Raw genomic sequence first — 12,180 nt, forward strand, 5'->3', positions numbered from 1 at the left:
CCGCGCGGTTTAAACGATCGTGAGAGCTGGCTGAGAGCACCCTGAGAATCTCGGTTCGGGCGGCGTTCACCCGTTTTGGGCACAAGTGGCACTAGCCTTCGTCCTTGTGACACCGGAATCGGCCCTGCGGGAGTACGTCGAGCAGTACCTCCCCGAGGACGACGTGCACCTCGCCGCGCGCGCACGCGGTGAGGAGCTGGGCTGCGTGCCCATCGGCGCGGGTGGCGGAGCCGCTCTCAGGTTCCTCGCGGCCGCCCTGCAGGCGAAGGCCGTCGTCGAGATCGGCACCGGCGCCGGCACCAGCGGCCTCTACCTGCTGTCGGGGATGCCGAGGTCCGGCGTGCTGACGTCCATCGACGTCGCCCCCGAACACCAGCGCGCCGCCCGCGAGGCGTACGCCGCCGCCGGCATCTCACCGTCGCGGACCCGCCTGATCATGGGCAAGGCCCTGGAGGTCCTCCCCCGCCTCACCGACGCGGCCTACGACCTCGTCTTCGTCGACGCCTACAAGCCCGAGTACCCGCAGTACCTCGAACACGGGGTGCGGATGCTGCGGCCCGGCGGCGTCATCGCGTTCGACAACGTCCTCTGGCACGGCAAGGTCGTCGACCCGAAGGTCAAGGACGAGTCGACCCTGGCCATGCGCGAGATCGCGCGCTCGTGCCGGGAGGACCCGCGGCTCGTTCCGGTCATCCTGCCGCTGGGCGACGGCCTCCTGGTCGCCGCCCGCCGCCCCTAGGACGGTCACGCGGGGCCCCCACGTGCCCTCCAGGGGAACGCGGGGGCCCCGCGTGCCTTTTTGGAAGGGGACGCGGGGCCCTTTCGTGCGCTCCTGTCGCACGCGGGGACCTTTCGTGCGATCCGCGCGTGCGCGGGTTATCGGCGCATGCAAGGGGTGTGTAAGAGAAGAAGAGGGGTGCGGGGGCTAGTAGGCGCGGACGCCCTTGCCTAGGACTGTGACGCCGCCTGCTGAGACGGTGTAGCGCTCGCGGTCCATCGGGGCGTCCACGCCGATCAGCGCGCCGTCGGGCACCACGACGTTCTTGTCCAGGATCGCTCGCCGGACCACCGCGCCCTTGCCGATCCGCACGCCCGGCAGCAGCACCGAGCCCTGCACGACCGAGCCGACCTCGACCACCACGTCCGACGAGATCACCGAGCCGTGGATCTTGCCGGAGATGATCGCGCCGGGGCCGACCATCGAGTCCTCAGCGGACCCTCCCGCGATGAACTTGGCCGGCGGCAGCGGCGGTGTCGCCGTGCGGATGGGCCACAGCTGGTTGTAGAGGTTGAAGATCGGGTGGACGGAGACCAGGTCCATGTGGGCGTCGTAGTAGGCGTCGATCGTCCCCACGTCGCGCCAGTAGCCGCGGTCGCGGTCGGTCGCGCCGGGTACCTCGTTGTCCTGGAAGTCGTAGACGTGCGCTTTGCCGCGGTCGACGAGCATCGGGATGATGTCGCCGCCCATGTCGTGGTCGGAGTCCGGGTTCAACGCGTCCCCGCGCAGCGCGTCGAGCAGCGCCTCGGTCGTGAAGACGTAGTTGCCCATCGACGCGAACGTCACGTCCGGGTCGTCCGGCACGTGCGGCGGCTCCGACGGCTTCTCCAGGAAGCGGGTGATCTTGCCAGAGGCGTCGGAGTCGATGCAGCCGAACGCCTTGGCCTCGGTCCGCGGCACGCGGATGCCGGCGACGGTCACCGCGGCACCCGACTCGACGTGCTGCGAGATCATCTGGCCGGGGTCCATCCGGTACACGTGGTCCGCGCCGAAGATCACGACGTGGTCCGGCTTCTCGTCGTGGACGAGGTTCAGCGACTGGAAGATCGCGTCGGCCGAGCCGGTGTACCAGCGCGGGCCCAGGCGTTGCTGGGCCGGGACCGGCGTCACGTACTGACCGAGCACATTGGACAGGCGCCACGTCGTCGAGATGTGGCGGTCCAGTGAGTGCGATTTGTACTGCGTCAGCACGCAGAGCTTCGCGAGCCCGGCGTTGACCAGGTTCGACAGCACGAAGTCGACCAGCCGGTAGTTGCCCCCGAAGGGCACGGCCGGTTTCGCGCGGTCTGCCGTCAGTGGCCACAGGCGCTTGCCTTCACCACCGGCAAGCACAATTCCGAGGACGTGCGGCTGCCCCTTCACAACACGTGACCCTATCCGGGCGATCGTCCGCGAACCAGACGCAAAGCAGTTCGTCCCACCGTGTCGCGCTGTGATCTACGGTGGGTGCGTGCGAGTTGCGCTCATGACGCGGGAGTACCCGCCGGAGGTCTACGGCGGCGCTGGTGTGCACGTGGGATTCCTCGTGCCGCACCTCAGAGAGCTGGTCGATGTCGACGTGCATTGTTTCGGGGCGCCCAGGGGAGACGCCACGGCGCACAACCCTCCCCATTCTTTGGAGCACGCAAACGCGGCGTTGACCACACTTGCCGTCGACCTCGAAATGGCGGCGGCGGTGTCCACGGCGAACCTCGTGCACTCGCACACCTGGTACGCCAACATGGGCGGCCACCTCGCGAAGCTGCTGCACGGGGTGCCACACGTGGTGACCGCGCATTCGCTGGAGCCGCACCGGCCGTGGAAGGCCGAGCAGCTCGGCGGTGGGTACCGGATCTCGTCGTGGGCGGAACGCACCGCCTACGAGCACGCCGACGCGGTCATCGCGGTGAGCGAGGGCATGCGCGCGGACGTCCTGGACGCCTACCCGGCGCTGGACCCCGCGAAGGTCCACGTCGTCCGCAACGGGATCGACTCCGTCGCCTACCGCCCGGTCTCCGAGACGGACGCCCTGACGTCCCGTGGGATCGATCCCACGAAGCCGATCGTCGCTTTCGTGGGGAGGATCACCCGGCAGAAGGGCGTCGGGCACCTCGTCGCCGCCGCGCACCAGATCTCGCCGGAGGCGCAGATCGTGCTGTGCGCGGGCGCGCCGGACACCCCGGAGATCGCCGAGGAGACCCGGCTCGCGGTGAGCGAGCTCGCGGCGGCGCGCGAGGGCGTGTTCTGGATCCAGAAGATGCTGCAGCCCGCGGAGGTCCGGCAGATCCTCAGCCACGCGACGGTGTTCGTGTGCCCGTCGGTCTACGAGCCGCTCGGCATCGTGAACCTGGAGGCGATGGCGTGCGGCACGGCGGTCGTGGCCTCCGACGTCGGCGGCATCCCCGAGGTCGTCGCGGACGGTGAGACCGGGCTCCTGGTTCACTACGACGAGCACGACCCGTCGACCTACCGGCTGCAGTTGAGTGAGGCGATCAACTCACTCATCGCCGACCCGGAGCGGGCCAAGCGGTTCGGCGCGGCTGGCCGCAAGCGGGCTGAGCAGGAATTCTCCTGGGCCGCGATGGCGGAGCAGACGGTCGAGGTCTACCGCAGTGTGATTTGAGCCACACACGTCCGGGGCAACCCTGAAGTGTGAACGCCGCCTTTAACCAGTAGTGACTTTTGGTTCCAACTGGTGAGGGGCGCGAGGACTGTGCGTTGTGCGGTGCTGGGTCTGGCGGTCGTCCTGGCGGCGGCCGGATGTGCGTCAGCACCGAAGGCGGCCCCGCCCGCTCCCACGCTCACGGTCGACGGCAAGAAGCTCGCCGGCGCCTCCGACCTGCAGTCGGAGGCCGAGGCGCAGATCTCGTTCACGCTGGAGTACGGCTACGTGGCACGGGCGGGTGCCGCGGCGGTCAGCTGCTGGTTCGCCAAGACCGGCGTCGACTCCGAGGTGGACCGGCGGCTGTGGTGCGGCCCGGTGCAGGTGCCCGGCACCGGCGCCTCGACCGACTGGGTGCCCGTGCCGCTCAAGGAGGTCGGCAAGACCGATGACGAGGTCCGCTTCGAGGTCCAGTCGCCGCAGGTGCCCGAGAGCGGCAACCGCAGCACCCCGGCGGGAACGCTGATCCGCACCGACGGCAAGCAGTTCGACCCGGCCAAGCAGCAGGACCTGACCGCGGGCAGGGACTTCCTCGCCGTGCTGCCCGACGACGGCAAGCGGTCGAACTCCGACCTCGGGCTCGGCAACGTCGACGTGCGGGTGCGCGACGACCTGCTCTCCACGGCCGTGACCGGCTGGGCGAACCCGGACCTGTGGCACACCTCCGACGGCACCGTGCGCGCCGAGCCGGGTTCCCGGCTGCGCGTGCTGCGGATGAAGGTCGAGAAGCTCAACGAGACCGACAGCGGCTACCTGCGCACCAACTGGCAGGGCTTCGCCCCGCAGCCCTCCGAGCTCGCGCTGGAGCTGCCCGGCAAGCGCCAGGTGCTGCCGCAGGACCGCCTGCCGGCCAACGGTTCGGTGTTCGTCGTCTACACCGTGCCCGACCCGCAGGCCGGCACCGAGACGCTCGCACTGGGCACGCTCGGCGCCAAGTCGCTGGAGCAGCGGGTCGAGGTCCCGTCCGGCAAGCGCGCCGAGAACCCGCCCGCCGTGCTGCTGCGCGCGGCCGGTCCGGCGCAGTTCGCCGAGCAGACGCAGAAGTTCCGGCTCGGCGGCAACGCCATGGGCATGAAGGTCACCGGCGTCAAGCTCGGCCGGCAGCGTCCGGTGAAGCTCGGTCCGAGCCAGTACGACGTCGCCACGGCCTCCGCACCCGACAAGGCGCTGCTGGAGGTCCGGCTGGAGGCCACCGGTGACGTGCCGGACACCGCGGGCGGCCTGCTGACGAAGGACCTGGTCACGGTGACCCTGCCGGACGGTTCGGCGGCACCGCAGGTCGGTGCCCGCTACGACGGCGGCCCGCTGCCGTTCGCGGTCGTGGTGGAGATCCCGGCGGACACCCGCTCGGTCTCGGTGGGGCTGGTCGACGGCAACCCCGACCTGCCCCGGCTCGGCAAGGTCGCGCTGGTGCCGGTCGACGCGCGCCTCACGCTCGCGCTGGAGTTCTGAGCGAGCATCGCGGCGAGCGCCAGCCAGCCCACGACCACGGCGACCAGCCCGCCCCAGCCCCACTCGCCGAACGCCGTGCTGCCGGCCGTTCCGCCGATGCTGCTGCCCACGTAGAAGCCGAGCAGGTACAGCCCGGACGCCTGGCCGCGGGCGTGTTCCGGAGCGCGCGCACCGACCCAGGCGCTGGCCGTGGCGTGCGCGGCGAAGAACCCGCCGGTGACGACCGCCAGCCCGAGCGGCACCCACACCAGGCTCGCGAGCGCGCCCAGCGCGAGGACCCCGATGCACGCGAGCAGCACCCGGCCGCGGCCGAACCGGTCGGAGAACCGGCCCGCGAACGCCGACGCCACGCTGCCGACGCCGTAGAAGAGGAAGACCAGCGACTCGAGCCACGTCGGCCCGCCGAGCTGGAAGCCGACGACGTTGTAGAACGAGATGAACGACCCGACCAGCAGCACCGACACCGCGTAGAGCGACAGCAGCACCGGGTCCCGCAGCGCCGCCTTCAACGCCCGCGGCGCCCGCTTCGGCCGGGTGCGCGCCGGCGGCAGGAAGAACACCACCACGGCCGCAGCCACCAGCCCGAACACCCCCGCCGCCAGCAGCGAGCCGCGCCACCCCAGCCAGTCCGCGGTCAGTCCGGACGCGAGCCGGCCGAGCATGCCGCCCGCGCTGTTGCCCGCGATCATCGCGCCCATCGCCGCGCCGAGGCCGCCGCCGCCGTCGAGCTCGTCGGCCAGGTACGCCATGGCCGCTGCGGGCACCCCGGCGACCGCCGCGCCCTGCAGCACGCGCAGCACCAGGAACACGTCGTAGTTCGGCGCGAACGGCAGCGCGAGCCCGACCAGCCCGGCCAGCAGCACGCTCGCGACGATCACCGGCCGCCGCCCGATCCGTTCGGACAGCGCCGCGACCGGCACGACCACCAGCGCGAGCGCCAGCGTGGACGCCGAGATCACCAGCGACGCTCCGCCCGGCCCGAGGCCGTACTCGTCCGCGATCAGCGGCAGCAGCGGCTGCGGCGCGTACAGCAGCGCGAAGCTCGCGAGTCCGGACGCGGCGATGGACGCGGTCAGCCTGGTCATGACTCCGACGCTAAAGCATCCGTCCAATACGGAAATGCGTCAAAATTGATCCGTGGACGAATTGGATTTGGCCCCGAAGCTGGCTGTGCTGAAAGCGCTTGCCGCCGACGAGCACGTGACCCGTGTCGCGGAGCGCCTCGGCCTGCCGCAGCCCACGGTCAGCCGCTGGCTCGCCGAGCTGGGCGACGCACTGGGTGCTCCGGTGGTGGTCAGGTCCGGCCGCCGCGTCCGCCTGACCCGCGCGGGCCGCCTGCTCGCCGACGCCGCCACCCGGTCGCTGACCGCGCTGGAGACGGGCCTGCGCGAGGTCGAGGAGGAGCTCGACCCGGAGAAGGGCCGCGTGGTGCTCGGGTTCCTGCACATGCTCGGCCGCTCGGTGGTGCCGGAGCTGGTCCGCGGCTTCCGCGCCGAGCACCCGCACGTGCGGTTCGGCCTGGTCCAGGACGCGCGCCAGGGCGTGGTGGACAAGCTCGTCTCCGGCGAGATCGACCTCGCGCTGGTCGCCCCGCCGCCGTCCGGCCCCGAGTTCTCCTCGGTGGTGCTGTTCGAGCAGGAACTGATCGTCGTCGTGCCCGCCGCGCACCGGCTGGCCGCGCGCGAGGCCGTGCGGCTGACGGACCTGCGGGACGAGGACTTCATCGTCCTGGAGCACGGCTACGGGCTGCGGCAGATCACCGACGACCTGTGCGCGGCGGCCGGGTTCACGCCGCGCATCGCCTTCGAGGGACAGGAGACCGAGACCGTGCGCGGGCTGGTGGCGGCGGGACTCGGGGTGGCGTTGCTGCCCCACCCCGAGTTCACGCCACCGGCAGGCGTGCGGGAGCTACCGCTGACGCCGCGGTCGAGCCGGGTGTTCGGGTTGTCGTGGCTGACGGACCAGCCGCTGCCACCGGCGGTCAGGGCGTTCCGCGAGCACGCCCTGCGCACTCACGAGGTCCAGCGCTGAGTCCCCGACCACGTGCGCAGGTACGACTCCGCCCCGCCCAGCAGGTCCGCCACGACCTGGTCACCGCCGAGCTGCCGCACCTGCTCGACCCAGTCCGGCAGCAGCCCGATGTGCGCGCCGCCGTCGGTGTTGACGTCCCACACGCGTTCGCCGGTCCTCTGCCGGTCCACCAGCGGGCCGTCCGGGTAGCTGCGGAACGGGTAGGTCACGCCGGTGCGCGGAGCCGGGTGGGAGCCGACGCCGTTGAAGTCGGAGCCGAAGCCGAGGCCCACGTCGTACCTGCGGCGCAGGGCCTCGGTGGCGGCGGCCTGGGCGACGTAGCTGTCGGGGTCGTTCTCGTAGCCCGCGATGAACCCGCCGAGCCGGTAGACCTGTTCGGTCCACTGCGCGTCCATCCAGCCGTGGCTGGACAGGACACCGGGGTAGCGCGCGGCGGCGGCCAGCTCCAGCGTGCGGCCGGCGGCCTTCACGCTCATGTGGTCGACCTCGATCATCATGTGCCTGCGCATCATGCCCTGCACCGCGTACTCGCCCAGCGCGGTCAGGCCGCGCACGTTGCAGCGCCGGTCCGGGTCGTACGCCGGGGCGACGACGGTGGCGGGGATCAGGGCGTTCGGGCCGGCGAAGCCGATGGGGTTGTCCTGCTGCGGGCCCCTGCACCGCTCGGTCTGCCACCACGTGCCGGTGCGCAGGAACTGGCCGGCGTTGAGCACGCCGCCCTGCACGCCGGAGTCGAAGCGGACGCCGCACAGGGCGTTGTCGAACTTGTGGCACAGGAACGCGCTGCGCACGCCGAGCGCGTAGACCTCGTCGAGACCGCGGTCGATGTCACCCCGGCCGCACAGCGGGAGGTCCAGGAGCTGGCGGCAGCCGAACAGCTCCGAGGTCTCGATGCCGAGGACGACGGCGAGCTTGCCCTGCTCCACGACCGACCGCGCCTGCTCGGACGTCGTCACAATGCGGAACCAGCCCTTGCCGGGGCCGCCGAACATCCGGTCGACGTGGTCCTGCAGCTCGTACGTGCGCTTGGCCTGCAGCCGCACCGACGTCATCTCGTCGCACGGCCGGTCCTTGAACGGGTAGATCACGCACAGCTCGGCGTTGCTGGTCAGGTCCGTCACCAGGATTCGCTGGCCGCCGCGCCACGCCCGCTCCAGCCAGGCGTAGTAGTTCTGCTGGTGCGAGACGGTCGTGTACGACGGCCAGTCGCGGAACGTCGGCCAGCCCACCGGGTCGTGGCCGTCGAGGTCCGAGGTCACCACGGCCTCGAAGATCGCGCCGAGCCCGGCGGGGTGGTGCTCGGGGCAGTCCCGCAACGCCTCCGGCGCGCCACCCTCGGCGAACGGCGCGCCGCAGATCAGCCGGCCGCCGAACGCCTCGCTGGTCATCAGGTGGTTGTGCGCGTCGACGAGGCCGCGCACCCGGCCCTGGCCGTCGGTCCCGCGGAACGGCTCGCCGGTCACCCCGATCTGCGAGTCCTGCGCGGGCCGGGCCACCGGCTCCCACCACGGCGTGCTCGCCACGGCGGGGGTCAGCGCGGTCAGGAGCAACGAGACGGCGAGTGCCAGGCGGAGTAACACGAGCGCTCCTCTACGGCGTTGTGAAGGAGCTCACATCATGCCGTGAGGCACCGCCGTCTCGAACGGTCCGATCGGCTACTAACGCGAAAAATGTTCAGCAACTTCGACGAGGGTCCGCGCACCGAAGCCCGTGGCGCCCGCGACGACCTCCTCGTAGACCTTCTCCGACCGCGCCGGACCCGCGATGTCGAGGTGCGCCCACGGCACGTCGCCCGCGAACTTCTGCAGGAACAGCGCCGCGGTGATGCCGCCGGGACCGGGCGGGCACTGCCGGTAGTCGGCGATCTCGCTGGTCACGGCCTCGACGTGCTCCTCCAGCAGCGGCATCCGCCACCACTTCTCCCCCACCCGCGCACCCGCGTCCACCACGGTGCGGGCCAGCGTGTCGTCAGCGGTGAACAGGCCGCCCGTGCGCAGGCCGAGCGACACCTTCATGGCACCGGTCAGCGTCGCCACGTCCACGACGAGGTCCGGCTTGAGCGTCTTCACCGCGTACGCCATCGCGTCGGCGAGCACCATGCGGCCCTCGGCGTCGGTGTTCTGCACCTCGGTGGTGGCGCCGCCGTAGTGCCGCACGACGTCGCCCGGCCGGTACGCCGAGCCGGAGACGTGGTTCTCGGCGCACGGCACGAGGCCGGTGACCCTGATCGGCAACCCGCGCCGGGCCACGGCCAGCAGCGCGGAGATCACCGCGGCGCCACCGGCCATGTCGGTGCGCATGAGGTGCATGCCGTCGGCCGGCTTCACGGAGATGCCGCCGGTGTCGAACGTGATGCCCTTGCCGACGAAGACCAGGTGCGGGCCGGTGCCGCCGTCGTAGGTCAGCTCGATCAGCCGCGGCGGGCGGGACGAGCCGCCGCCCACGGCGAGGACGCCGCCGAAGCCCTGCTGTGCCAGCCACTTCTCGTCGCGCACGACGGCGGACAGGCCGGGCACCCGGTCGGCGAGCTTGGCCGCGGTGGTCGCGAGCCAGCGCGGGTCCTTGACGTTGGACGGCGTGTTCGCGAGGTCGCGGGTCAGCGCGGTGGCCGTCGCGAGCGCGTGCGCCTTCAGCGCGGCGGAGGTCAGGACCTCCTCGAAGCCCTGGTCGGGCGTCACCAGGCGGAGCGAGCCGACCCGGCGGGGCGCCTCCTCGCCGGTGACCTTGAAGCGGTAGCCGCCGAGCGCCGCGCCCAGCACGAACGCCCGCACCTTGTCGGCGTCGAAGTCGGCGGTCAGCAGCACGTCGGCGGTCTTGGGAGCGTCGTCACCGCCCAACGCGCGCACGAGCGCCGCACCGGCCGTGCGGTAGTCGCTGAGCGTTCCGGTGCCCACACCGAGCGTCCACGTGCCGGTGGCCCGGTGGCGGACCGCCTCGCCGGCCTTGCCCGTCAGGTCGGCGGTGTCGATGCCCTCGCCACCCGGACCGAGCGCGGGACCGGTGCCCGCGAGCACGACCGCCGGCACGCTGCGCCGCGGCGCCACGGCCACCTCGACGTCCACGAGCTTGGTTGGCACTGCCGGAACCGTCGACCCCACGACCTGGACCTCTCGTTGTGCATCAGGGACCGCTCATTCTCACCCAGCGGCGCGGCCGTTCGCCCCCGCCCCTGGTTGCAACAAGCGATGCCCCGGTCTCCACTGTGGAAACCGGGGCTTCACGTACTTCTCTCGCCGGGTGCCTCAGCCGGCGGCGGCCTTCAGCGCGTCGCCCAAGGCGCTGGCCTCGTCCGCCGACATCTCGACGACGAGGCGCCCACCACCCTCGAGCGGCACGCGCATGACGATGCCGCGTCCCTCCTTGGTGACCTCGAGGGGACCGTCGCCGGTCCGGGGCTTCATGGCCGCCATCGCGTGCTCCCTCCGTCAACTCTTCCCCGTCCGGCCAGGCCGGATCTGCTCCATTCTCCCCTATCGCGACTCAGGGGCGAAACCGAACCGATCTTTTGGCGAGTCCGGGTGACAGTTGTGGATCTTCACTTGTCCCTGGTCAGTACCCGGTTTCACGACCGCGCAACACTTTCGGCACTCCACGGCGCGGCGTGACAGACTCAACAGGGTGCGAGCCCGTTCCGCGCTATTCGACGTCTACGGCGGCCACCTGCGCGAACGCGGTGGTGCCGCCACCATCGCCGCCCTCGTCCGGCTGCTGGAGCCGCTGGGGTTCGCCGCGCCCGCTGTCCGGACGGCGGTCTCGCGCACCGTCCGGCAGGGCTGGCTGCACCCCGTGCGGCTGCCCGACGGGCCTGGCTACGCGATGACACCCCGCGGGGAACGGCGGCTCGACGAGGCCGCTGCCCGCATCTACCGCACCCGGCCGTCCACCTGGGACGGTCGCTGGCACGTCGTGGTACTGGAGGAGCTGCCCGGCCGCGACTCGCGCGACCACCTGGCCTCCGAGCTCCAGCTGCTGGGCTACGGCGCCCTCGGCCCGGTGACGTGGATCGCACCCCGGCCCTCGCCGGAGCTGGCCGACGTGCTGGCCGCCGGAGAAGTTCCCGCACGAACTTTTCACGGTTCACACGACGGTGCGGACGCCGAGCTCGCGGCGAGGGCCTGGGACCTGGACGGACTGGGCCGCGACTACGCCGCGTTCGTCGCGCACTGGCAACCGGTGGTGTCCGTTGTGGACGAATCGGACGACGCGGCCGCCTTCGCCGCCTCCCAGCAGCTGCTGCACGCGTGGCGCAAGTTCCTGTTCCGCGATCCCGGTCTTCCTGCTGAACTGTTGCCCCAGGACTGGCCGGGCCGGGAGGCAGCGTCGTTCTTCGACGAACAGACGCTGCGGCTGGCACCGGGCACGAGCCGTTTCGTCGACGAGTGCCTGCGCCCGGTCCGCAACGTTTCCACTGCTTGATGGAGGTCCCGAGTGTCCGAGCTCCTCGTCGACGACGCTGACGGAGTGCGCACGTTCACGTTCAACCGCCCGGAGTCGTTCAACGCGTTCACCGTCGCGTTGAAGGTGGCGTTCCTGGAGGCGTTGAAGGAGACGGCTGCCGACTCCTCGGTGCGCGCGGTGGTGATCACGGGCGCCGGCCGGGCGTTCTGCGCGGGCCAGGACCTCAAGGAGCACATCGGGTTGCTCCAGGCCGGTGACCCCGCGCCGCTGCACACCGTGGAGCTGCACTACAACCCGATCGTGCGCGAGCTGATCGGCATGCCGAAGCCGGTGATCGCGGCGGTCAACGGCAGTGCGGCGGGCGCGGGCGCGTCGTTCGCCTACGCGGCCGACCTGCGGATCGCGGGTGCGTCGGCGAAGTTCCTGATGGCGTTCGCGAACGTCGGGCTGACCGCGGACTCCGGTGCCTCGTGGACGTTGCCGCGGCTGATCGGGCACGGCCGGGCGATGGAGATGATGCTGCTGGCGCAGCCGGTCGGTGCCGAGGAGGCGCTGCGGATCGGCATGGTCAACCAGGTCGTGCCGGACGCCGAGCTGCTCTCCACCGCGCACCTGCTCGCCGCGAAGCTCGCCGCCGGTCCGACGACGGCCTACGCGAAGATCAAGGAAGCCCTCGCGGCCGCCGCCGACGGCACGCTGGAGGACGCGCTGGAGGCCGAGCGCCGCACCCAGGCCGACTGCGGCGCCACCGCGGACCACCGCGAGGCCGTGGACGCGTTCGTGACCAAGCGCGCCCCGAAGTTCACCGGCCGCTGACCCCTGCTTGTTCCGGCATCTGCAAGTACCACCAACTCGCAGTTGGCGGTACTTGCAGATGCCC

10 protein-coding genes are annotated in these 12,180 nt (G+C 71.5%); 5 read left to right on the forward strand and 5 right to left on the reverse strand.

The genetic code is table 11. The features are described from left to right. The first annotated feature begins 106 nt into the window (after nt 1-106). Nucleotides 107-739, forward strand: coding sequence for an O-methyltransferase (locus tag ACZ7CF_RS09865; protein WP_360386211.1), 633 nt, complete (start codon nt 107-109; stop codon nt 737-739). Nucleotides 740-925: 186 nt separating this feature from the next. Here ACZ7CF_RS09865 and glgC read toward each other — a convergent pair whose 3' ends face one another. Then, complete coding sequence (gene glgC / locus ACZ7CF_RS09870) at nt 926-2,140, reverse strand: glucose-1-phosphate adenylyltransferase (protein ID WP_360386208.1); 1,215 nt, start codon at nt 2,138-2,140, stop codon at nt 926-928. Nucleotides 2,141-2,228: 88 nt separating this feature from the next. On the opposite strand from glgC, the gene glgA reads away from it, so the two are divergent. Further along, nucleotides 2,229-3,380 (forward strand): glycogen synthase, encoded by a 1,152-nt coding sequence (gene glgA / locus ACZ7CF_RS09875; protein ID WP_470369390.1) that lies wholly within the window; start codon nt 2,229-2,231, stop codon nt 3,378-3,380. Between the two features lie 1,328 nt (nt 3,381-4,708). Here the strand turns inward: glgA and ACZ7CF_RS09880 are convergent. Next, nucleotides 4,709-5,956, reverse strand: a complete 1,248-nt coding sequence (locus ACZ7CF_RS09880; RefSeq protein ID WP_470369391.1) for an MFS transporter — start codon at nt 5,954-5,956, stop codon at nt 4,709-4,711. Nucleotides 5,957-6,008: 52 nt separating this feature from the next. Here ACZ7CF_RS09880 and ACZ7CF_RS09885 point away from each other — a divergent pair, with 52 nt between their 5' ends. Further along, entirely contained in the window at nt 6,009-6,902 is an 894-nt protein-coding gene (locus ACZ7CF_RS09885) for a LysR family transcriptional regulator (protein WP_470369392.1), read from the forward strand. Here the strand turns inward: ACZ7CF_RS09885 and ACZ7CF_RS09890 are convergent. From ACZ7CF_RS09890 to ACZ7CF_RS09900, 3 genes are all read right to left on the reverse strand, one after another. Further along, entirely contained in the window at nt 6,884-8,482 is a 1,599-nt protein-coding gene (locus ACZ7CF_RS09890) for a hypothetical protein (protein ID WP_470369393.1), read from the reverse strand. The two genes, ACZ7CF_RS09885 and ACZ7CF_RS09890, sit on opposite strands and share 19 nt — an antisense overlap. 78 nt (nt 8,483-8,560) lie before the next feature. Next, a complete protein-coding gene (locus ACZ7CF_RS09895) occupies nt 8,561-9,979 on the reverse strand; it encodes a leucyl aminopeptidase family protein (RefSeq protein ID WP_470369394.1) in 1,419 nt (472 codons plus the stop codon). Nucleotides 9,980-10,144: 165 nt separating this feature from the next. Next, entirely contained in the window at nt 10,145-10,312 is a 168-nt protein-coding gene (locus ACZ7CF_RS09900) for a DUF3117 domain-containing protein (protein WP_065914675.1), read from the reverse strand. A gap of 208 nt (nt 10,313-10,520) precedes the next feature. Here ACZ7CF_RS09900 and ACZ7CF_RS09905 point away from each other — a divergent pair, with 208 nt between their 5' ends. Then, on the forward strand, nt 10,521-11,318 hold the full coding sequence (locus tag ACZ7CF_RS09905) for a PaaX family transcriptional regulator (RefSeq protein WP_470369395.1): 798 nt from the start codon (nt 10,521-10,523) through the stop codon (nt 11,316-11,318). 12 nt (nt 11,319-11,330) lie between these two features. Beyond that, nucleotides 11,331-12,116 carry an enoyl-CoA hydratase-related protein gene (locus tag ACZ7CF_RS09910; protein WP_360386192.1) on the forward strand — a complete coding sequence of 262 codons (786 nt, stop codon included), beginning with the start codon at nt 11,331-11,333 and terminating at the stop codon, nt 12,114-12,116. The last annotated feature ends 64 nt before the right edge of the window (nt 12,117-12,180 follow it).

Source organism: Lentzea sp. NPDC036955 (assembly GCF_055608005.1).

Coding starts and splice junctions, on each gene's coding strand:
- ACZ7CF_RS09880 (WP_470369391.1), bottom strand. CDS start 5,956: ATGACCAGGCTGACCGCGTCCATCGCCGCGTCCGGACTCGCGAGCTTC.
- ACZ7CF_RS09900 (WP_065914675.1), bottom strand. CDS start 10,312: ATGGCGGCCATGAAGCCCCGGACCGGCGACGGTCCCCTCGAGGTCACC.